This window comes from Leifsonia sp. Leaf336 (assembly GCF_001423695.1).
Taxonomy (GTDB): Bacteria; Actinomycetota; Actinomycetes; order Actinomycetales; family Microbacteriaceae; genus Leifsonia.
The window spans coordinates 554,213-575,225 of sequence record NZ_LMOZ01000001.1 but is presented as its reverse complement, the minus strand read 5'-3'; the positions used below and the strand labels follow the sequence as shown (position 1 = coordinate 575,225).

Sequence of the window (21,013 nt, the reverse complement as noted above, 5' to 3'; positions counted from 1 at the left end):
ATCAGTTGTAGGTGCCCGGGGTGTAGTCGTCCGAGCTGAAGCTGTCGAAGTCGACGAAGCTCAGGTCGTTCTCGCTGAACGCGGAGTCGTCGGCGAAGATGCGGTTGGGGTACCGCTCCGCCTTGGCCTCCTCCGTCGCCTCCACCGAGACGTTCCGGTAGCGGGACAGACCCGTGCCGGCCGGGATGAGCTTACCGATGATGACGTTCTCCTTGAGACCGATCAGCGTGTAGTCGTCCGAGCTGAAGCTGTCGAAGTCGACGAAGCTCAGGTCGTTCTCGCTGAACGCGGAGTCGTCGGCGAAGATGCGGTTGGGGTACCGCTCCGCCTTGGCCTCCTCCGTCGCCTCCACCGAGACGTTCCGGTAGCGGGACAGACCCGTGCCGGCCGGGATGAGYTTACCGATGATGACGTTCTCCTTGAGACCGATCAGCGGGTCGGACTTGCCCTCCATGGCCGCCTGCGTCAGGACGCGGGTGGTCTCCTGGAAGGACGCGGCCGACAGCCACGACTCGGTCGCCAGCGAGGCCTTGGTGATACCCATGACCTCCTGACGGGCGGACGCCGTCTTCTTGCCCTCGGTCAGCGCAGCGCGGTTGATCTCGTTGTACCGCGAACGGTCTCGAGGCCTTGGTGATACCCATGACCTCCTGACGGGCGGACGCCGTCTTCTTGCCCTCGGTCAGCGCAGCGCGGTTGATCTCGTTGTACCGCGAACGGTCTCGAATACTACGAACTCCTGTCCTCCACGCCCCATTCATAAGCCTCGCTCAGGGTGCCGAGGAACTTCTCACCATCCGCTCCGGATACACGGAAGAAATCGTCTCTGTCGCCGGAGAGCCAGATTTCATAGAGGCCATCACCCGCGGGCACGAAGTTGAAAGTTCGTAAGGCCCAGCTGGCACGGTCCTTCGGGAGCTTGATCAGCTCCTCCGCCCCTTCCCGCGCATAACCCAGCTCTGCCATTCTTCGGATGTACCGCTCGTGATTCACGGAACCTCCCGCAAATACCCTTGCTTGACCAGCTTCTGAACCCTCCGGGACGTGGTGCTGCGAGCCGAGACCTGGATCATGCGAGAGTCGATCTGTGACGAACAAGTCAAAAGCGAGCGCTCAATGAGGCTGGGGGCGCCGCGCGATACGGTCTTCCTGCCGCTTTCGCCTGTCTTCGAAAACGTAGTCATACGCATCACTCAACGTTCCAAGGAACTTCTTGCCGGCCATTCCAATTCGAAAGAAGTAGTCCCTTTCATCTGAGAGCCAGATTTCATAGAGGCCTTCGCCTACTGGCACGAAGTTGAAGCTCCGCAATACCAGGTCAGACGAATCCCTCGGGAGCCAGATCAGGTCCTCCGCCCCTTCCCGCGAGTAGCCCAGCCCTACGGTCCTTTGGATGTATTGCTCGTGATTCACGGAATCTACCTCATTACCTTTGCTTGAGCAGCTTTTGAGCCTTCGGGACGTGGTAACGCGCGCCGACACCTGGCTGTTCGAAACGCCGTCTCTCTACGCACGATATTCGAGGTTCGCAAAGCCAAATCGGATGCATCATGCGAGAGTCTTATGAGCCGTTCAGCTACCTCTCGCGACTACCCGATGTGTGACATTTCCTGAACGTATCGCTCGTGGTTCGCTTGATCACCCTTGCCCAGGCTTGGCCCTCAAGATCATTCAGGCCGACTCAGCTTTGGCCAACGAACATGTCAAAAACAAGGGCTCATTCAGGCTGGGGGCGCCGCGCGAGTCGCTCTTCCTGCCGCTTTCGCCTGTCCTCCACAACCCATTCATACGCCTCGCTCAGGGTTCCGATGAACTTCTCACCATCCGCTCCGGATACACGGAAGAAGTCGTCCCTGTCGCCGGAGAGCCAGATTTCATAGAGGCCATCACCCGCGGGGACGAAATTGAAGGTTCGTAAGGCCCAGCTGGCTCGGTCCTTCGGGAGCTTGATCAGCTCCTCCGCCCCTTCCCGCGCATAGCCCAGCTCTGCCATTCTTCGGATGTACTGCTCGTGATTCACGGAACCTCCCTCACATACCCTTGATCGATAAGCTCCTGGACACCGTCCGGGAAGTGGTACTGCGTGCCCAGACCCGGCTGTTCGAAACCCGGCGCGATGTCGCCCATCCGGACATTATCTGGCACAGGCTTCACGATCTCGTAACGCACCGTTGTCGCGTTGTCCCCAAGACGATCAGGCGGCAGCGACAACTTCTCGAACGACGTTTCCGGAGGGGCAGCAAAGTCCCCATCAACTAGGTTGCCATCGTTGTCGCGGAACGTGATTCGTTCGAGGACGTCGCCCGGAACAAGATCCGCCGGTTTTGAGACCCCATTAACAAAGCCGTCCGTATGAGGTGGAGCATCGGGCCAGTTCCATCGGGGCCGTCCTTCGCCGTCGAACCCCTTCAGGTACTTCTCCAGGAAGCCGTCCCAGCCAAGTCCTCCGGTGGGATCGTAGCCGGGAAAGTTCTTCGCACGGGTTGCGTCCATCAGCTCACTCTTCAGCGCCTGGACCTCATCGGCCTTTCGGGAGACGGTACCGGGGGCGCCCAGCGGTTTCACGCCGGGGAGGTATTTGCCGGGTTGGGCCAGACCGTTGGCGAGTTCGCCTGCTTTGCCGGCTAGGCCTGCGGCGCGTGCGGCTTTGGCGACCACGGCGCCGGGGATGATCAGGCCGGCGAGCTCACCGACGATCTGTCCGCCCCTGTACCAGTCACCGGAGATCACCTTGGCGCCGGTCTCGATCAGCTGGTTCCACAACGCGTCGCGGGCGGCCTGATCCGTGATCAGCGCCGACACCCCAACAGCGGTGTCTTTCACGCTGAGTTGTGCAAGGCCGGTGAGAGCGTGACCGGCACCGGAGATGAGGCCGCCGGTGAACGGCGACACAGCCGCGACCGGTTTGGCAACATTCGTGTCGATCCAGGTGGCCGCCATTCCGGCGAGGTTGAACTCCCGCCCGGTGGTGGCGATGGAGTAATGGTTGATGCCGTTGTTGATCCCGCCGACCACCATCGCCGCACCCAGCCCGGTCAGAAACAGCGAGGATCCTGCAGTGAAGGGGGTCAACCCGAGGCCGATGACGGTGACCACCGCGCCGGTCAGGACCTGCAGCCCGTCCCAGAGCAGGTCCCACCCGGCCTGCTCCCGCCGCGCCTTCTCCGCCGCCTCCAGGTCCTCCTGGAACCCCTCGAACGCCTTCGTCCACCCCTTCGTGGCGGCGTCCTGGTGGGCCTGGCAATACTCCACCATCCCCGCCGTCAACGCGCCGAGCCCCTGCGCGGACAGGGCGAAGCTGCCCGGCATGTACGACCGGCCCCGGCCCACGGTGAGCGAGCCGACGTTGTTGACCACCCGACGCAACTCGGCGATCAGGCCCTGCACCTGGGCGAACCCGTGATCGGAGGCCTCATACGCTTCCCAGGTCCCCAATTGGCCCTTCACGATCGCGTGCATCCGGCCCAAGTCCTCGACCGTCCGCTCCGCCTGGACGGCCCCGGCCCCACCCAGCGAGACCAGGTGGGAAGCGTCCCCAGCGATCGTCCGCAACTCCGCAGCGACATCTTGCAGGGTGCCCATCCCCGCCCCCAACTGAGTCAGATGCGCTTGCAACTCGTCCCGCACAAGCCAGAAGTTCCCGCCCGTGTCGACCTGCGCGTACCCGTTCCAATACACCCCGACCGCGGTCTGGAACGTGGAGAGCCCGATCAGCAACGAGCGCAGGATCGGACCATGCACCTCCCGAATGTAAGCACGCATCCCGTCCGCGCCCAGGCCTCTGACCTTTTCCGACGCCGCGAGGACCTGCAACCCCTGCGCCAACTCGTGGACCGCTTCCATCCTCTTGGCAAGCCCGCTCTGCAACCCGGGCGAGGACGCCTGCCAGGCATCCGCCGAAAACTCCACCACACCCATCTGCTTCACATTCCCCACTGCCACCTCGAAACAACATCAAATATCAATTTTACAGGTTACATCAGGGATGACGCAGGCGACCAACCCGCGAACGACGAAGGCCCCCGGCGTGAGCCGGGGGCCTTCGTGGTACGGACTACCTACGGATCAGTTGTAGGTGCCCGGAGTGTAGTCGTCCGAGCTGAAGCTGTCGAAGTCGACGAAGCTCAGGTCGTTCTCGCTGAACGCGGAGTCGTCGGCGAAGATGCGGTTGGGGTACCGCTCCGCCTTGGCCTCCTCCGTCGCCTCCACCGAGACGTTCCGGTAGCGGGACAGACCCGTGCCGGCCGGGATGAGCTTCGGAACACCCGCACCGACGCGGCGGGCGGAGCGCTCTCGATCGGGACGACGTCCATGGACTCGGTCGCCAGCGAGGCCTTGGTGATACCCATGACCTCCTGACGGGCGGACGCCGTCTTCTTGCCCTCGGTCAGCGCAGCGCGGTTGATCTCGTTGTACCGCGAACGGTCGACGAGCTCGCCCGGCAGCAGATCCGTGTCACCGTGGTCCACCACGGTCACCTTGCGGAGCATCTGGCGGACGATGACCTCGATGTGCTTGTCGTGGATCGGCACACCCTGCGAGCGGTAGACGCCCTGCACGCCGCCCACCAGGTGCTTCTGCACCTCGCGGACGCCCTTGACCCGGAGGACTTCCTTCGGGTCAACGGTGCCGACGATCAGCTGCTGGCCGAGCTCGACGTGCTGGCCGTCCTCCACGAGGAGGGTCGAGCGCTTCAGCACCGGGTAGACGTGCGGCTCGTCGCCGTTGTCCGGGGTCAGGATGACCTTGCGGGACTTGTCCGTCTCCTCGATGACGATGCGGCCGGCAGCCTCGGCGATCGGGGACGCACCCTTGGGGGTACGCGCCTCGAACAGCTCCTGCACGCGCGGCAGACCCTGGGTGATGTCGTCCGCGGAGGCCGAACCACCGGTGTGGAAGGTACGCATCGTCAGCTGCGTTCCGGGCTCACCGATCGACTGGGCGGCGATGATGCCGACCGCCTCGCCGATGTCGACGAGCTTGCCGGTCGCGAGCGAACGGCCGTAGCAGGCGGCGCAGACGCCGACCGCCGACTCGCAGGTGAGCACCGAGCGGACCTTGATGTCGGTCACGCCGGCGGCCACCAGCTTGTCGATGAGCACGTCGCCCACGTCCTCGCCGGCCTTCGCCACGACGGAACCGTCGGTGCCGACCGCGTCGGCAGCGAGGGTACGCGCGAACACGGAGTTCTCGACGTTCGGGTCGCGGGTGAGGACGCCGTCGGCGCCCACGGTCGCAATCGGGAGGTCGAGGCCCTTGGTCGTTCCGCAGTCGTCCTCACGGATGATGACATCCTGCGAGACGTCCACCAGACGACGGGTCAGGTAGCCCGAGTCGGCCGTACGGAGAGCCGTGTCGGCCAGACCCTTGCGGGCACCGTGCGTCGCGATGAAGTACTCCGCCACCGACAGACCCTCGCGGTACGAGGAGATGATCGGACGGGGGATGATCTCACCCTTCGGGTTGTTCACCAGACCACGCATACCGGCGATGTTGCGCACCTGCAGCCAGTTACCACGGGCACCCGACGTCACCATGCGGTTGATGGTGTTGTCGGCCGGGAAGTTGGCGCGCATGGCCTCGGCCACCTCGTTGGTCGCCTCGGTCCAGATCTTCACCAGCTCCTGGCGGCGCTCGAGGTCGGTCGTGAGACCCTTCTCGAACTCGGCGGTGATCTTGGCGGCCTTCTTCTCGTAGCCGGCCACGATCTGCGCCTTGTTCGGCGGGGTCAGGATGTCGCTCAGCGACACCGTGACGCCCGAGCGGGTGCCCCAGTAGAAGCCGGCGTCCTTGATCCGGTCGAGCGCGGCGGCGACCTCCACCTTCGGGTACCGCTCGGCGAGGGCGTTGACGATCGACGAGATCTGACCCTTGTCGGCGACGGCCTCCACGTAGGGGTAGTCCGCCGGAAGCGCCTCGTTGAAGAGGGCGCGACCGAGAGTGGTCTCCACGATGGCGGTGACGGGCTGCGTACCGGTGTCGGCCGCGTCGGACGGCACGTAGTCGTCGAGACGGATCTTCACCTTGGCGTTGAGGTGCAGCGAGCCCTGGTCCTTCGCGAGGATCGCCTCGGAGACCGAGGAGAACGCGCGACCCTCGCCCACGGCGCCCTCGCGGACGGTGGTGAGGTGGTGCAGACCGATGATCATGTCCTGCGAGGGCAGGGTGACCGGGCGGCCGTCGGACGGCTTCAGGATGTTGTTCGAGGCGAGCATCAGGATGCGGGCCTCGGCCTGGGCCTCCACGGACAGCGGGAGGTGCACGGCCATCTGGTCGCCGTCGAAGTCCGCGTTGAAGGCGGCGCACACCAGCGGGTGGAGCTGGATGGCCTTGCCCTCGACGAGCTGCGGCTCGAACGCCTGGATGCCCAGACGGTGCAGGGTGGGCGCGCGGTTCAGGAGGACCGGGCGCTCGCGGATGATCTCCTCGAGCACGTCCCAGACCTGCGGACGCGAACGCTCAACCATGCGCTTGGCGGCCTTGATGTTCTGAGCGTGGCTCAGGTCGATCAGGCGCTTGATCACGAACGGCTTGAACAGCTCCAGGGCCATCTGCTTGGGCAGACCGCACTGGTGCAGCTTGAGCTGCGGACCGACGATGATGACCGAACGGCCCGAGTAGTCCACGCGCTTGCCGAGCAGGTTCTGGCGGAACCGGCCCTGCTTACCCTTCAGCATGTCGCTGAGGGACTTGAGCGCGCGGTTGCCGGTGCCCGTGACCGGGCGGCCGCGGCGACCGTTGTCGAACAGCGCGTCGACGGCCTCCTGGAGCATGCGCTTCTCGTTGTTCACGATGATCTCGGGAGCACCGAGGTCGAGCAGGCGACGGAGACGGTTGTTGCGGTTGATCACACGACGGTAGAGGTCGTTCAGGTCGGAGGTCGCGAAGCGGCCGCCGTCGAGCTGGACCATCGGGCGCAGCTCCGGCGGGATGACCGGGACGACGTCGAGGACCATCGCGGCCGGCGAGTTGCCGGTCGCCAGGAACGACGACACCACGCGCAGGCGCTTGATGGCGCGGATCTTCTTCTGGCCCTTGCCGTTGGCGATCTGCTCGCGGAGCAGCTCGGCCTCGGCAGTCAGGTCGAAGGACTGCAGACGGCGCTTGATCGCCTCGGCGCCCATGAACGCCTCGAAGTACAGGCCGTAGCGGTCGACGAGCTCATTGAAGTCCGCGTCCTCCGGCTTGAGGTCGCCGACCTTGAGGGTGCGGAACGACTCCCACACGCGCTCGAGGCGGGCGATGTCCTCGTCGTAGGACTTGCGGATCTGGCCCATCTCCTTCTCGGAGGTGTCCTTGACGCGACGCTTCTGGTCGGCCTTGGCACCTTCCTCCTCGAGGGCGGCGAGATCGGTCTCGAGACGCTGCAGACGCTCGGCGACGCGGGCGTCGCGCTGGTCGGACAGCGTCTTGATCTCGAGGCGCAGCTCGTTCTCGAGGCCGGGGAGGTCGGCGTGACGGCCGTCCTCGTCGACCTCGATCACCATGTAGGCGGCGAAGTAGATGACCTTCTCGAGGTCCTTCGGCGCCATGTCGAGCAGGTAGCCGAGGCGGCTGGGCACACCCTTGAAGTACCAGATGTGCGTGACCGGCGCGGCGAGCTCGATGTGGCCCATGCGCTCGCGACGCACGGAGGACTTGGTGACCTCCACGCCGCAGCGCTCGCACACGATGCCCTTGAAGCGGACGCGCTTGTACTTGCCGCACGAGCACTCCCAGTCGCGGGACGGGCCGAAGATCTGCTCTCCGAACAGGCCGTCCTTCTCGGGCTTCAGCGTGCGGTAGTTGATCGTCTCGGGCTTCTTGACCTCGCCGTAGCTCCAGCGACGGATGTCGTCAGCGGTGGCCAGGCCGATACGCAGCTCGTCAAAAGTTGTCGATTCGAGCAATGTTTAACTCTCTCCTAGAAAGATTCGTCAGGTGGGTCTGGCTACCGGATCAGATCTCGTCGATCGACGAGGACTCGAACCGGGAGGAGATGTTGATGCCGAGCTCCTCCGCAGCGCGGAAGGCTTCGTCGTCGGCGTCGCGCAGGCTGACTGTCTGGCCGTCGGCGGAGAGGACCTCCACGTTCAGGCAGAGGGACTGCATCTCCTTGATGAGGACCTTGAAGGACTCCGGGATGCCCGGCTCCTGGATGTTCTCACCCTTGACGATGGCCTCGTACACCTTGACGCGGCCGAGGATGTCATCCGACTTGATGGTCAGGAGCTCCTGGAGCGCGTACGCGGCTCCATAGGCCTCGAGGGCCCACACCTCCATCTCACCGAAGCGCTGACCGCCGAACTGCGCCTTACCACCGAGCGGCTGCTGGGTGATCATCGAGTACGGGCCGGTCGAACGCGCGTGGATCTTGTCGTCGACCAGGTGGTGCAGCTTCAGGATGTACATGTAGCCGACCGACACCGGGTCCGGGTAGGGCTCGCCGGAGCGGCCGTCGAACAGCTGCGTCTTGCCGGACGAGCCGATCAGACGGTCGCCGTCGCGCGTCGGGAGCGTCGAGTCGAGCAGACCCGCGATCTCCTCCTCTTTGGCGCCGTCGAACACCGGGGTCGCGACCTTGGTGTTGGGCGCTGCGCTGTGCGCGGCCTCGGGGAGGTCGGCGGCCCACTTGGGCTTGCCGGAGATCTCCCAGCCGTTCTTCGCGATCCAGCCGAGGTGGATCTCGAGGACCTGGCCGAAGTTCATTCGACCGGGCACACCCAGCGGGTTGAGGATGACGTCGACGGGCGTGCCGTCCGCGAGGAACGGCATGTCCTCGACCGGGAGGATCTTCGAGATGACGCCCTTGTTGCCGTGACGGCCGGCGAGCTTGTCACCCGCGGTGATCTTGCGCTTCTGGGCGATGTAGACCACCACGCGCTGGTTCACGCCGGAACCGAGCTCGTCGTCGCCGTCCTGCGCGTCGAAGACCTTGACACCGATGATGGTGCCCTCCTCGCCGTGCGGGACCTTGAGGGAGGTGTCGCGCACCTCGCGGCTCTTCTCGTTGAAGATCGCGCGGAGCAGGCGCTCCTCAGCCGACAGCTCGGTCTCGCCCTTCGGGGTGACCTTGCCGACGAGGATGTCGCCGGGGCGCACCTCGGCGCCGATGCGGATGATGCCGCGCTCGTCGAGGTCGGCCAGGAGGTCCGGGCTGACGTTCGGCAGGTCGCGGGTGATCTCCTCCTTGCCCAGCTTGGTGTCGCGGGCGTCGACCTCGTACTCCTCGATGTGGATCGAGGAGAGGGTGTCGTCCTTCACCAGGTTCTGGCTGAGGATGATCGCGTCCTCGAAGTTGTGACCCTCCCACGGCATGAACGCCACGAGCAGGTTCTTGCCGAGCGCGAGCTCGCCGTTCTCGGTGGCCGGGCCGTCTGCGACGACCTCGCCCGCCTCGATCCGGTCGCCCTCGTCGACGACCACGCGGTGGTTGTACGAGGTGCCCTGGTTGGAGCGGTCGAACTTGCGCAGGTAGTAGGTCTTGATCGTGCCGTCGTCAGCCTGGACGGTGACGGCGTCGGCCGAGACCTCGGAGACCACACCGGACTTCTCGGCGGTGACCACGTCACCGGCGTCGATGGCCGCGTAGCCCTCCATACCGGTTCCGACGACCGGGCTCTCCGAGCGGAGCAGCGGCACCGCCTGGCGCTGCATGTTCGCACCCATGAGGGCTCGGTTGGCGTCGTCGTGCTCGAGGAACGGGATCAGGGAGGTACCCACCGACACCATCTGGCGCGGGGAGACGTCCATGTAGCCGATCTCGTCGGCGGGGATCAGGTCGACCTCGCCGCCCTTCTGACGGGCGAGCACGCGCTCCTCGACGAAGTGGCCGTTCGCGTCGAGCGGGGCGTTGGCCTGCGCGACGACGAAGTCGTCCTCCTCCGAAGCGGTGAGGTAGTCGATCTGCTCGGTCACGCGACCGGCGACGACCTTGCGGTACGGGGTCTCGATGAAACCGAACGAGTTGATCCGCGCGAACGACGCGAGCGAGCCGATCAGACCGATGTTCGGGCCTTCCGGCGTCTCGATCGGGCACATGCGGCCGTAGTGCGAGGGGTGCACGTCACGGACCTCGACGCCCGCGCGCTCACGGCTGAGACCACCCGGGCCCAGCGCCGACAGGCGGCGCTTGTGGGTCAGGCCCGCGAGCGGGTTGTTCTGGTCCATGAACTGCGACAGCTGGGACGTTCCGAAGAACTCCTTGATCGCGGCGACGACCGGTCGCACGTTGATCAGGGTCTGCGGGGTGATCGCCTCGATGTCCTGCGTGGTCATGCGCTCGCGGACGACGCGCTCCATGCGGCTCAGGCCCGTGCGGACCTGGTTCTGGATGAGCTCGCCGACGGCGCGGATGCGACGGTTGCCGAAGTGGTCGATGTCGTCGGTGTCGAGACGGATGTCGGTCTCGACGCCGTTGCGCAGGCCCTTGAAGGTGGTCTGGCCGTCGTGGAGGGCGACCAGGTACTTGATCGTGGCGAGGATGTCCTGCACGGTCAGCACGGAGTCCGTCAGCGGGGCCTCGAGGCCGAGCTTGCGGTTGATCTTGTACCGGCCGACCTTGGCGAGGTCGTAGCGCTTCGGGTTGAAGTAGAAGTTGTCCAGCAGCGCACGCGCGGCCTCGGCGGCGACCTGCTCGCCCGGACGCAGCTTGCGGTAGATGTCCTTCAGCGCCTCCTCTTTGGTGAGGATGGCGTCCTTCTCGAGGGTCAGCTCGATGGACTGGTAGCCGGCGAACTCGCTGAGGATCTCTTCGCTCGTGAGGCCGAGGGCCTTGAGGAAGACGGTGACCGACTGCTTGCGCTTGCGGTCGATGCGGACACCGACCTGGTCGCGCTTGTCGATCTCGAACTCGAGCCACGCACCGCGGCTCGGGATGACGCGCGCCGAGTAGATGTCCTTGTCGGACGTCTTGTCGGCAGCGGCCTCGAAGTAGACGCCCGGCGAGCGGACGAGCTGCGAGACGACGACACGCTCGGTGCCGTTGATGATGAACGTGCCCCTCTCGGTCATGAGCGGGAAGTCGCCCATGAAGACCGTCTGGGTCTTGATCTCACCCGTGAGGTGGTTCATGAACTCGGCCTCGACGTAGAGCGGGGCCGCGTAGGTCTTGCCCTTCTCCTTGCACTCGTCGATCGAGTACTTCTTCTCCTCGAGGAACGGGTTCGTGAACGAGAGCTGCATGGTCTCGCCGAGGTCCTCGATCGGAGAGATCTCTTCGAAGATCTCCTCGAGGCCCGTGTTGGCGGGCAGATCCTGACGACCCTGGGCTTCGGCCTCGGCGACGCGTGCCTTCCACGCGTCGTTTCCGACCAGCCAGTCGAAGCTCTCCGTCTGCAATGCGAGCAGATCGGGAACGGTGAGGGTGTCCGTGATCTTGGCGAACGAAAGACGAGATGCGGCTCGTCCGTTCTTGGGTGTCTTGTCAGTGTTGGTTGCGTTGCGCGCAGCAGCCAAGGAAATAACCTCCGTGGGCCCCGTCGGGCCAATTACTGTCGGTCGAGATGTGGTGTTTTAAGGGACGAGGACTCCCAGACACGTCGCGCGGCGCCGTATCTGACCCGGTGAACCGGGCCCAGGCGCGTGCGTGGAAAGTCAGAGCCGACCGCAATATGAAGGCAAGGGTGTGCGCTGGGAGCGCAAAGAACCACTATATGTCAAACTGACGCGCCGTGTCCAGTCTTTTCTTGACCCGAAGCGCAGTCACGGTGTATAACCACGCGGGCGTCCCGGTATTCCCGGGATTCCGGGGCTGATACTCAGGGCGAACTTCCAGTCAGCGCAGGCGCGGCGGGAGGGAGTCGACCGTCGCGAAGACGGCCTCCTCACGGGAGCGCGGGTTCCAGCCGAGCACGGTGCGGGCCTTGTGCGACGAGCCGTTGCGGTACACGCCGATGTCGGGCAGCGAGCCGCGGACCCGCCTGCTGAACGGCGCGGCAGCCTTGATCACCCACGTCGGCATCACGCCCGTCCGGACGCGGTCTCCGGCCGGCGATCCCAGGTGGCCGCGGATCAGGAGGGCGAGCTCCGACGCGCTCAACGCATCCCCGGCCGTCGCGAGGAACCGTTCGCCAGCCGCCTCGGGTCGCGTCATCGCGAGCAGGTGGAGGCCGGCGACGTCGCGCACGTCGACGACGCCGAAGCACACGTCGGGCAGTCGCGGGAGGCGGCCCTCCCGCACCAGTTTCACGAGCTCGACCGAGCTCGAGTAGCCGGGCCCGAGGACGGGGCCGAGGATGCCGACGGGGTTCACGGTGGCGAGCTGGAGGCCACCGCCGTCCTTCGCGAGGCTCTGCTCTTCCCGGACGAAGGCCCACGCCGCCTGCTCGGCGAGCGTCTTGGAGCGGACGTAGGCGCTGATCGGACGGCCGCTGTCGAGTTCGGTCCAGTCGCTCTCGGTGAAGGGGCGCTTCGTCGGCGGGTGACCGTAGCCGATCGCGGCGAACGACGAGGTGAGGACCACCCGCTCGACGCCGGCGTCGCGCGCGGCGCGCAGCACGCGGAGGGCGCCCTCCTTGGCCGGCCGCACCAGCTCGTCGGGATCCTTCGGCTCGGTCATCGGGAACGGCGACGCGACGTGCAGCACGAAGCGGCAGCCCGCGACGGCCTCCGCCCAGCCGGCGTCGTCGAGGAGGTCGGCGACGGCGAACTCGACCCGGTCACCGGCGTCCGGGCTGTTCTCTCCGGAGAGGTCGGCGCCCGCGGCCAACTGCGAGCGCACGTCGGCCGCCCGCTGCGGCGACCGGATCGTGGTGCGGACGTCGTAGCCCGCCTCCAGCAGCGCGAGCACGCAGTGCGCACCCAGAAACCCCGACCCGCCCGTCACCAGCACCCGATCCGCCATGACGACATCCTCCTCCGCCTCTCGGCGCCGGGCTACCGGCGGACGAGGGCGATCGCCTGGGCGCGGGTCTGGACGCCGAGCTTGGCGAAGATGGCGTTGATGTGCGTCTTGACGGTCGAACCGCCGACGAACAGGGCGGAGGCGATCTCGCCGTTGCTGAGGCCGTCGGCGACCAGTCCGAGCACCTCGGCCTCCCGGCGGGTGAGCGTCGGGAACCGCGCCACGAGCGCGTCGGGACGGTCGGCCGGCCGCCCCGGTGCGGCCGAGGTCAGCGAACCCACGATGCGGGCGCCGACCTCCGGAGCGAACGTCGACTGCCCCCGGGCGACGGCGCGGACAGCGGCCGCCAGCTCGGCACGGCCGGCGTCCTTCGTGAGGTAACCGCGGGCACCGGCGCGCAACGCGGCGAGGATGGACTCGTCGTCGGCGAAGGTCGTCAGCACCAGCACGGCGACGCCGGGCGCCGCCTGGGTGATGCGCTCGGTGGCGCCGACGCCGTCGAGCACCGGCATCCGGAGGTCCATCAGCACGACGTCCGGACGCTCGGACACGGCGAGCGCGACCGCTTCCGCGCCGTCGGCCGCGGCGCCGACGACCTGCACGTCGGGCAGGAGGCCGAGCACCGTGACGAGCCCGTCGCGGATGATCGCCTGGTCATCGGCGACGACCACGCGGATCGTCCTTTCAGCGTCGGGGAGATCGGCGCTCATGCGAGCCTCGCTTCGGCGGTCACGGTGAACCGGCCGCCGTCGGAGGTCGCGGTCGCCGAGCCTCCGAGCGGGAGGGCGGCGAACCGTTCGCGCATCCCCTCGAGGCCGTGGCCGCCTCCGGAGCCCGCGAGCTCGAAACCGGCCGTCGACGCGGCCGGAGCCGACGCGGCCGACGCGACCAGCGGCGAGGAGACGGTGAGCAGCACCCGCTCAGTCTGCCAGTCGAGCCGGGCGTCGACCGGAGCGCCCGGCGCATGCTTGCGGGCGTTGCTCAGCGCCTCCTGCAATGCCCGTTGCAGCGCGGTCGCCTGGCCGGCGCTGAGCGGCGCTGGTTCGCCCGACACGCTGAGGCCGGCGGCGCCGCCGAGCGTGCGGTGGGCGGCGAGGAGGTCGTCGAGGCCGGCGCGGAAGTCGGCGGGGGTCACCGTCGCCGGCACGGCGGAGCGCTCGGGGTCGCGCAGGGCGGCGACCGCCCTGCGCGCCTCCGCGAGCCCGTCGGCCGCGAGACCGCGTGCGACGACGACCCGGTCGCGTGCCGTGGTCGCGTCGCCGGCCTCCAGCAGCGCGTCGACCGCGTCGAGTTGGATGACCAGCCCGCCGAGGCTGTGGGCGAGCACGTCGTGGAGGTCGCGCGCGATGGCCACGCGGGCGGCCTCCTCGCGCATCTCGAGATCGCGTTCGCGCAGGAGCGCCGCCTGCTCCTCCGTTGTGCGGAACTGGCGGCGGCTGAGGCCGGCGAACGCCGCCAGGACGATTCCCGCCATCTCGCCCAGCACCGCGGCGACGGGCGAGCCGAAGGGCACGGCGCCGACCGCGACCAGTGCGGCACTCAGCACGGCGACCGCCCCGCCGAGCTGGACCGGGCGCCCCGGGTCGCCGATCAGATACAGAACGGCGACGGCCGCCGGGACGATCGCCAGCCCGTCGGTCGCCGGCGCCACGAACGAGCCGGCGATCGCCGCGACGAGGCTGAGTGCCAGGGCCGTGCGCCCCCACCCGACGAAGCTGAGCACAGCACGCACGGCCCACGCGGCCACCGACACGAAGGCCACCACCAGCACCCACACCGGGCGATCCTCGGTGTGGGTGCGCAGCAGCGACCAGCCGACGGCGACGGCGCCGAGCAGGTTCAGGACGAGGGCGAGCAGCCCCGGTCTGGTCGAGAAGTCCACGAGACCATCATGCGGCGAGCGCGGCGTGCCGATCGAGACGCGCCGCGAAGACGGCGGTTCGGGCGGCGCGGTTGGCGGCGAAGACCAGGAAGATGGCGCCGGTCGCGGTCGCCAGGTGCGACCCGGCGGCGGAGGCGAGCACGTCCACTCCGATGCGGACGCCGATCACGGCGATCCACAGCACCATCCCGAGAACACCGGTGCGCGACTCGTACGTGGCGACGTAGCGGGCGTCGCTGCCGAGCTGCACAGGGGTCTCCAGGGGGCGGAAGTGCGCGATCGCGCCCATCCACGCGCCCATCCCGAGCGACAGCACGATCTCGCCGGCGACCACGGCGATGTCGAGCGGGGTGAGCGCGGACGGCTTCACCTGCTGCCCGATCGTCACGAGCCCCACCACCGCCAGGATCGCGGGGAACCGCCACATCTTGGCGATCGACACCGGGCGCCAGGTGAGCTGGCGGTAGCCGACCCAGCAGATCAGCAGCAGGATGAGGATCGCGTTGGTCAGCGTCTGGACGGTCATGGAGGTCAGGTCCTTCCGGCCGGTGGATCCGGCCACTCCCCCAGCGTCGTCGCCGGGGGCGGCGGGCGGGACCTCCCGACGACGGAGGTCGGGTGGAGATCGGGTGGAGACTACGCTGGTCGGGTGCCCCACAACCCGTCGGTCCCGTCGGTCGTCCTCGCGGAGAGCGGTTACCTCGCCAGCATCGAGCCCGACCGGTTCGTGCCCGGCGCGTACCAGCTGATCGTCGACGGGACGCCGCAGTCGCACGTCGACCTGGACGACCCCAGCCGGCTGTTCTTCGAGTACGTGCAGCGGATGGGCAACGTGATCGACCTGATCGGGGAGCCGGGCCAGCCGATCACCGCCGTGCACCTGGGTGCCGGCGCGCTGACCCTCCCTCGCTATGTCGCCTACACGCGCCCGGGATCGCGGCAGCAGGTGGTGGAGCTGGAGAGCCGGCTCGTCGATCTGGTGCGCGAGAACCTGCCCCTGCCGCGCTACGCGCAGATCCGTATCCGGCACGGCGACGCGCGGGAGGTCGTCGGCAAGCTACCGGCCGGCCTGCGCGGCGAGGTCGACCTCCTGGTGATCGACATCTTCAGCGGCGCACGGACACCAGCGCATGTGACCAGCGTGGAGTTCTACCGATCGGCGGTCTCGCTGCTGAAGCCGGACGGCATCGTGCTCGTGAACGTGGCGGACGGCCCTCCGCTGACATTCGCCCGCAGCCAGGTCTCGACCCTCGGCGCCGTGGTGGAGAACGTGGCGGCGCTGGCCGAGACGCAGGTGCTCAAGGGGCGGCGATTCGGGAATGTGGTGCTGGTGGGGTCACAGTCTCCGCTGCCGCTGGAGTGGCTGCCGCGCCTGCTGGCGAGCGGACCGCACCCCGCGAAGGCCGTGGCGGGCGAGGAGCTGCGCACGTTCGCCGCAGCCGCGCCCATCGTGACCGATCAGACGAGCGTGCCGTCGCCGCCGCCCGCGCGCAGCATCTTCCAGAGCGGCACGCGGCGCGACTGAGCAGGTCGGCGCGGCCCGCCTTGTCGCGACCTAGGCGTGGCGGAAGAACACCGTGTGGCCGGGGCGCAGCTGCGCGAAGGCGTCGAGGGAGCGTTCCGCGACCACCGCGATGACCGGGTAGCCGCCGGTCACCGGGTGGTCGGCGAGGAGGACGGTCGGGCGCCCGTCGGGCGAGACCTGCACTGCGCCGGCGACCATGGGCTCACTCGGCAGTTCGCCCGTCACGGCGCGCTCCAGCAGCGGGGGAGGCGACGGCTCGACGCCGACAGCGTGCGAGCGAACACGCGGCGGATCCAAGCGCACCCCGACGCGGTCGCCGTCGGCACTCACCCGCCACTCGACGGTGAAGAAGGCGTCGAGTGCGGCCGGGGTGAACCAGTCGGCGCGGGGCCCCCGGTGGGCGCGCACCTCCGTCGGTTCGTCGCCCGGCTCGGCGTGCGGGACGAAGTCGATCGCCGGCACCGGCGTCGGCGGTTCCGCGCCGATCGGGAGGAGGTCGCCCGGCTGCAGGGCGCCCGGACCGAGCCCGGAGAGGGTGTCGCGGGAGCGGGAGCCGAGCACGGCCTCCACGTCGATGCCCCCGCGTACCGCGAGGTAGCTGCGCATCCCGGCGGCGGGCTGGGCGATGCGCAGCTCGGCACCCGCTTCCGCGTGCACGGCTGCGTGAGGGTCGACGGGACGGCCGTCGAGGAACAGCCGCGCGGGCGCACCCGTCACGGCGAACCACACCGGCGCCTCGAATCGCGCGGCGAACCCGCCCAGCAGGATCTCGACGCCGGCTGCGGACTCGGGGTTGCCGACCAGCCGATTCGCCAGCGCGAGCGCACCGCGATCGAGCGCGCCGGACGGGCTCACCCCGACGGCCGCGTGCCCGGGCCGGCCGAGGTCCTCGATCAGCGCGAGCGGGCCGGGTGTGAGGATGCTCACTGCTGCTCCCGGCTGCGCGGCGGTCACAGCGCGACCTCCACGAACCGCACCTCGACGCCGGGGCGAAGGAGCGCGGGCGGGTCTGCGTGCACGTCCCAGAGCGCGGCCTCGGTGCGGCCGATGAGCTGCCACCCTCCGGGGCTCGATCGCGGGTAGACGCCGCTGAACTCGCCCGCCAGCGCCACCGAGCCGGCCGGCACCGAGGTGCGCGGTGTGGACCGGCGCGGCACGCGCAGGCCGTCGTGGTCGGTCACCAGGTAGGCGAAGCCCGGTGCGAAACCGCCGAACGCCACGCGCCAGCGGGAGCCGGTGTGCCGTTCCACGACCTCCCGCTGTGTGATGCCGAGCAACGCCGCCACCTCGGTCAGGTCGTCGCCGTCGTAGCGGACGGCGAGCTCGACCACTTCGTCCGCCACCGTCGAGGGAGGCTCGGGCACGGTTCGCTCGATCCAGCCGCGCGCAGCGGCCGGGGACAGCACGCGCGGATCGAGCAGCACGGCTATCGTGCGGGCCGCCGGGACGAGGTCGACGACGCCCGCCGGCCGGGTTCGGTCGAGGGCGCGGAACAGCCCGAGCACCGCGTCCAGCTCGGCGCGGGCGATGCCGGCGTCACCCGCCTCCACCGCGCTCGCCTCCACCTCGACCAGCAGCGCGCGGTCGCCGTAGCCGAGGACCCGGAACGTCAGGTCGTCGTGCGCCTCCACGATCAGACGAACGCTTCCACGGCGATTCCGGCCTCGACCAGTCCGCGTCGCACGGCCTCCGCCATCGCGACCGCTCCCGGGGTGTCGCCGTGGACGCACAGCGATTGGGCGGCGACGGCGATCCGCGTGCCGTCCACGGCCTCCACTGTGCCGTCGACCACCATGCCGACGGCGCGCGCCGCGATCGCCTCCACATCGGAGAGGAGGGCGCCGGGCTCGGTGCGCGGAACCAGCGTGCCGTCGGCGCGGTAGCCGCGGTCGACGAACGCCTCGCCGACGAACCGGAGGCCGCGCTCGACAGCGGCCCGCGCGACGGCGGAACCGGTAAGGCCGAGCACAGGAAGCGCCGGGTCGAACGCAGCGACGGCGTCGACGACGGCAGCCGCCTGCGACTCGTCGTCGACGATGCGGTTGTAGAGGGCGCCGTGCGGCTTGACGTAGAGCACGGCCGTTCCGGCGACGCGCGCCATCCCCGCCAGCGCCGACAGCTGGTAGAGCACCTCGTCGCGCAACTCGCGCGCAGGTACGTCCATGCTGCGACGGCCGAAACCGGCCAGGTCACGGTAGGAGACGTGCGCTCCGACGGTCACGCCGTTCTCGACCGCCAGACGGCAGGTCGACAGCATGGTGGAGGGGTCGCCCCCGTGGAACCCGCACGCGACGTTCGCACTGGTCACCAGTCGCAGCATCGCGGCGTCGTCGCCCATCGTCCAGGCGCCGAACGACTCGCCGAGGTCGCTGTTGAGGTCGACGCTGCTGCGCTCGGCGATGGGCTCCATCCACTTATTGTGCGGTACCGGCCGCGCCCCTCGCACCGGCGGCGCGCGCCCGGTGCGCCCGCACCTTGGCGCGGTTGCCGCAGCGCTGCATCGAGCACCAGCGGCGGTTGCTGCTGCGCGACGTGTCGAGGTAGACCAGCCGGCAGTCGTCGGCCGAGCACTCGCGGATGCGGCCGTCGGCGTCGGGGCCGAAGAGCCGCACGGCATCGCGGGCGACCGTGCCGAGCGCCTGGTGCGGCCGGGCCAGAGTGCGACCGGCCTGGCGGCCTCCCCCGGCCAGCACCGGCGGGATGTCCGGCGTCGCCGCGAACAGGTTCACGACGTCGACGTCGCTCGGCGCGAGCGTCTCGCCCCGGCTGGCCTGACGGGCGAGCCGGCCGATGGCGATACGCAGCATCTCGGCGTCGCGGAACTCCCGCTCCCCCGCCGTCGCCGCCACCTCGGGGAAGCGATCGCGGAGCCAGCCGCCGAGCGCCTCCGGGCCGTCGATCGAACACCATTCCGCGTTGTCCGGCTCATCGAGGCCGCCCGTGTACGAGAAGTCGAGGGCGAGCGATCCCGAGTCGAACCACCAGCGCAAACCGTCTGAATCGTCCATCCACTGTCCGGTTTCGCGGGGCAGGAGGACGTCGGTAGGCACCGAACTACCTTAGTCGGTTATCGCCGACGCCCACGCCGCTCGCCCCCGATCGCGGGATGGGATACTGAGCGGATGAACGCGACCCGCCCCGACCCGGCAGCCGTACTCGAGGGCGCGACGGTGCGCCTGCGGGCGCTCACGACGGACGACCTGCCCGACCTCCACGACGCGATCGCTCACCCCGAGGTGTTCGCGGGAGGCTGGGGCGGCGGCCCGGCCGCGTATCGCGACACTTACGAGGCGTGGCGGGAGTTCATCCTGGGCTACCTCGCCTGGGACAGCGGCAACGTCACCGCGGTCTGCCTGCGCGACGGCGACCGCATCGTCGGGACCACGACGCTCGGCGACTTCGACCTCGTGAACGGCTCCGCCCACATCGGCTGGACCGCCTACGCCCCGGAGGTCTGGGGCACCCGCGTCAACGCCGAGACCAAGCGCCTGCTGCTCGGCGCGGCGTTCGACAACGGCTTCGAGCGGGTCAAACTCCAGGCGGACGTGCTGAACGAGCGCTCGCGCGCTGCGATCCTCCGCCTCGGCGCCACCTTCGAGGGCGTGCTGCGGCACACGCAGCCGCGCGCGGACGGCACCTGGCGCGACACCGCGGTGTACTCGGTGCTGCGCGAGGAATGGCCGGCGGTGCGCGACGGGCTGGACGCCCGGCTGGGGTTCGCCACGGCCTGAGTCGTGCGGACCTGCCCGTCGGGCCCCGGTCAGTCCAGCTCGAGCCCGCGCGGGTCGAGCGCCTCGGACGCTGCCGCCGCCGCCATCCTCCGCTGCGCTGTCGACACCTCCCGGTGCACCCACGAGATGAGGTTGGCGGAGTCGAACCGGCGACTGCACGCCCCGCACGCCAAGGCGCGGGCCGGCTTGCGGTAGCGGTAATGCGTGTGGCCGCTCGGGCAGGTGCCGACCCAGGGCGCGAGGTCGTCGGCGATGGCGCCGCCGTGCAGCCGCTTGCCCTCGTAGCCGAGGTCGAGCGCGATCGCCCGCCACCGCGGTCCGTGGCCCGCGCGCGAGCCGGCGAGCGCGTGCGCCACCTCGTGCAGGAGGATCTGGTGGATGTCGTCGTCCTCGTACCGCGCGGCCAGGTAGCGGGACACCGTGATGCGCTTGGCGCTGTAGTTGCAGAGACCCGCGCGGGTCTTGGCGTTGTCGAAGTCGAAACTCCACACGGTGGGGTCGAGGTGGAGGGCGATCAGGGCGTCCGCCCAGCGGCGCACGCGGTCGAGCTCGGCCATCAGCGCTGATCCCCTGGTCGACTCATGACCCGCATCCTACGCCGGACCACCGCCGTCGTCCGCGCCGGGAGTCTCCTCGCCCGCGGCGGCGCGTTGCGCCTCCAGGAACCGCTGCACCACCGCGACGGCGGTGAGGGCACCCTCGATCTCGGCCGGCGAGGCGCCGAGCTTCTCACGCAGGAAGACCGCGGCCGTCATGTCCGACAGTGCGTGCTCGTACTCGGCCTGGTCGAAGTAGCACTTGCCGCGGTTCTGCACGGCGAACGCCTCCAAGGCGCTCCAGTCACGGCCCCGCGCCTCGTCGACGCAGCCGGTCAGCTCCACGATCGCTTCGTCGAACTTGCCCTGGTATTGGAGGACCTGGGCGCGGCGGATGCGTGCTCCGAGCAGCTGCTCGCGGTCACCGGTGAACCGCGCCTGACGCACCGCCTCGTTGCCGACGACGAGCGCCTCGTCGAGCCGGCCGAGCAGGCGCAGCAGGACGGTCTTCTCGTT

At 68.8% G+C, this 21,013-nt stretch carries 17 protein-coding genes and 2 pseudogenes; 3 read left to right on the top strand and 16 right to left on the bottom strand.

Annotated elements, in window-relative coordinates; translation table 11 throughout:
• Window position 1: 1 nt before the first annotated feature.
• Both ASF88_RS21135 and ASF88_RS02710 read right to left on the bottom strand, forming a co-directional pair.
• Window positions 2–622: pseudogene (locus ASF88_RS21135) on the bottom strand (hypothetical protein); the annotation flags it as partial.
• 107 nt (window positions 623–729) lie between these two features.
• Window positions 730–966 carry a hypothetical protein gene (locus tag ASF88_RS02710; protein WP_055913878.1) on the bottom strand — a complete coding sequence of 79 codons (237 nt, stop codon included), beginning with the start codon at window positions 964–966 and terminating at the stop codon, window positions 730–732.
• Window positions 967–1,044: 78 nt separating this feature from the next.
• Between ASF88_RS02710 and ASF88_RS20250 the strand changes: the two genes are divergently transcribed.
• The gene (locus ASF88_RS20250) at window positions 1,045–1,257 is read left to right on the top strand and encodes a hypothetical protein (RefSeq protein ID WP_157498175.1); all 213 of its coding nucleotides are present in this window, start codon (window positions 1,045–1,047) and stop codon (window positions 1,255–1,257) included.
• Window positions 1,258–1,717: 460 nt separating this feature from the next.
• On the opposite strand, the gene ASF88_RS02700 is transcribed toward ASF88_RS20250, so the two are convergent.
• The 8 genes and pseudogenes from ASF88_RS02700 to ASF88_RS02665 all read right to left on the bottom strand — a co-directional run bounded on the left by ASF88_RS02700 (window position 1,718) and on the right by ASF88_RS02665 (window position 15,267).
• Window positions 1,718–2,020 carry a hypothetical protein gene (locus ASF88_RS02700; protein WP_055913872.1) on the bottom strand — a complete coding sequence of 101 codons (303 nt, stop codon included), beginning with the start codon at window positions 2,018–2,020 and terminating at the stop codon, window positions 1,718–1,720.
• The gene (locus ASF88_RS02695; protein ID WP_235493350.1) at window positions 2,017–3,918 is read right to left on the bottom strand and encodes a glycohydrolase toxin TNT-related protein; all 1,902 of its coding nucleotides are present in this window, start codon (window positions 3,916–3,918) and stop codon (window positions 2,017–2,019) included. Before ASF88_RS02695 ends, ASF88_RS02700 begins: the two co-directional genes overlap by 4 nt.
• A gap of 147 nt (window positions 3,919–4,065) precedes the next feature.
• Window positions 4,066–7,889, bottom strand: a pseudogene (locus ASF88_RS02690) (DNA-directed RNA polymerase subunit beta').
• Window positions 7,890–7,938: 49 nt separating this feature from the next.
• On the bottom strand, window positions 7,939–11,436 hold the full coding sequence (gene rpoB / locus ASF88_RS02685) for a DNA-directed RNA polymerase subunit beta (RefSeq protein ID WP_055913869.1): 3,498 nt from the start codon (window positions 11,434–11,436) through the stop codon (window positions 7,939–7,941).
• Window positions 11,437–11,755: 319 nt separating this feature from the next.
• Window positions 11,756–12,823, bottom strand: coding sequence for an SDR family oxidoreductase (locus tag ASF88_RS02680; protein WP_055913866.1), 1,068 nt, complete (start codon window positions 12,821–12,823; stop codon window positions 11,756–11,758).
• Window positions 12,824–12,855: 32 nt separating this feature from the next.
• Window positions 12,856–13,533 (bottom strand): response regulator transcription factor, encoded by a 678-nt coding sequence (locus ASF88_RS02675; protein WP_055913863.1) that lies wholly within the window; start codon window positions 13,531–13,533, stop codon window positions 12,856–12,858.
• Window positions 13,530–14,705, bottom strand: a complete 1,176-nt coding sequence (locus tag ASF88_RS02670) for a sensor histidine kinase (protein WP_055913861.1) — start codon at window positions 14,703–14,705, stop codon at window positions 13,530–13,532. Before ASF88_RS02670 ends, ASF88_RS02675 begins: the two co-directional genes overlap by 4 nt.
• A gap of 7 nt (window positions 14,706–14,712) precedes the next feature.
• Window positions 14,713–15,267, bottom strand: a complete 555-nt coding sequence (locus ASF88_RS02665) for a hypothetical protein (protein WP_235493254.1) — start codon at window positions 15,265–15,267, stop codon at window positions 14,713–14,715.
• 87 nt (window positions 15,268–15,354) lie between these two features.
• Here ASF88_RS02665 and ASF88_RS02660 point away from each other — a divergent pair, with 87 nt between their 5' ends.
• On the top strand, window positions 15,355–16,230 hold the full coding sequence (locus ASF88_RS02660; RefSeq protein ID WP_055913859.1) for a spermidine synthase: 876 nt from the start codon (window positions 15,355–15,357) through the stop codon (window positions 16,228–16,230).
• Window positions 16,231–16,260: 30 nt separating this feature from the next.
• Here the strand turns inward: ASF88_RS02660 and ASF88_RS02655 are convergent, their stop codons facing one another.
• From ASF88_RS02655 to ASF88_RS02640, 4 genes are read right to left on the bottom strand one after another with little or no spacing between them, the layout of a single operon-like run.
• Window positions 16,261–17,184 carry a biotin-dependent carboxyltransferase family protein gene (locus ASF88_RS02655; RefSeq protein ID WP_055913857.1) on the bottom strand — a complete coding sequence of 308 codons (924 nt, stop codon included), beginning with the start codon at window positions 17,182–17,184 and terminating at the stop codon, window positions 16,261–16,263.
• The gene (locus ASF88_RS02650; protein ID WP_327063228.1) at window positions 17,181–17,861 is read right to left on the bottom strand and encodes a 5-oxoprolinase subunit B family protein; all 681 of its coding nucleotides are present in this window, start codon (window positions 17,859–17,861) and stop codon (window positions 17,181–17,183) included. The genes ASF88_RS02655 and ASF88_RS02650 overlap by 4 nt, the downstream gene beginning before the upstream one ends.
• Before the next feature lie 2 nt (window positions 17,862–17,863).
• Window positions 17,864–18,640: a LamB/YcsF family protein gene (locus tag ASF88_RS02645; RefSeq protein ID WP_055913855.1), complete on the bottom strand. Its 777-nt coding sequence runs from the start codon at window positions 18,638–18,640 to the stop codon at window positions 17,864–17,866.
• A 4-nt stretch (window positions 18,641–18,644) separates the two neighbouring features.
• Window positions 18,645–19,280, bottom strand: coding sequence for a CGNR zinc finger domain-containing protein (locus ASF88_RS02640; protein ID WP_235493253.1), 636 nt, complete (start codon window positions 19,278–19,280; stop codon window positions 18,645–18,647).
• Window positions 19,281–19,352: 72 nt separating this feature from the next.
• On the opposite strand from ASF88_RS02640, the gene ASF88_RS02635 reads away from it, so the two are divergent.
• The gene (locus ASF88_RS02635; protein WP_055913849.1) at window positions 19,353–19,961 is read left to right on the top strand and encodes a GNAT family N-acetyltransferase; all 609 of its coding nucleotides are present in this window, start codon (window positions 19,353–19,355) and stop codon (window positions 19,959–19,961) included.
• 29 nt (window positions 19,962–19,990) lie between these two features.
• Here the strand turns inward: ASF88_RS02635 and ASF88_RS02630 are convergent, their stop codons facing one another.
• The gene (locus tag ASF88_RS02630; protein WP_055913846.1) at window positions 19,991–20,518 is read right to left on the bottom strand and encodes a SprT-like domain-containing protein; all 528 of its coding nucleotides are present in this window, start codon (window positions 20,516–20,518) and stop codon (window positions 19,991–19,993) included.
• A gap of 36 nt (window positions 20,519–20,554) precedes the next feature.
• On the bottom strand, window positions 20,555–20,944 hold the full coding sequence (locus tag ASF88_RS02625; protein WP_235493252.1) for a hypothetical protein: 390 nt from the start codon (window positions 20,942–20,944) through the stop codon (window positions 20,555–20,557).
• Window positions 20,945–21,013: the final 69 nt, after the last annotated feature.

Bases quoted from the DNA above. Each gene is read 5' to 3' on its own strand.
- ASF88_RS02645 (WP_055913855.1), bottom strand. From the start codon at position 18,640: ATGGAGCCCATCGCCGAGCGCAGCAGCGTCGACCTCAACAGCGACCTC.
- ASF88_RS02710 (WP_055913878.1), bottom strand. From the start codon at position 966: ATGGCAGAGCTGGGTTATGCGCGGGAAGGGGCGGAGGAGCTGATCAAG.
- ASF88_RS02635 (WP_055913849.1), top strand. From the start codon at position 19,353: ATGAACGCGACCCGCCCCGACCCGGCAGCCGTACTCGAGGGCGCGACG.
- ASF88_RS02675 (WP_055913863.1), bottom strand. From the start codon at position 13,533: ATGAGCGCCGATCTCCCCGACGCTGAAAGGACGATCCGCGTGGTCGTC.
- ASF88_RS02695 (WP_235493350.1), bottom strand. From the start codon at position 3,918: ATGGGTGTGGTGGAGTTTTCGGCGGATGCCTGGCAGGCGTCCTCGCCC.
- ASF88_RS02630 (WP_055913846.1), bottom strand. From the start codon at position 20,518: ATGGCCGAGCTCGACCGCGTGCGCCGCTGGGCGGACGCCCTGATCGCC.
- ASF88_RS02680 (WP_055913866.1), bottom strand. From the start codon at position 12,823: ATGGCGGATCGGGTGCTGGTGACGGGCGGGTCGGGGTTTCTGGGTGCG.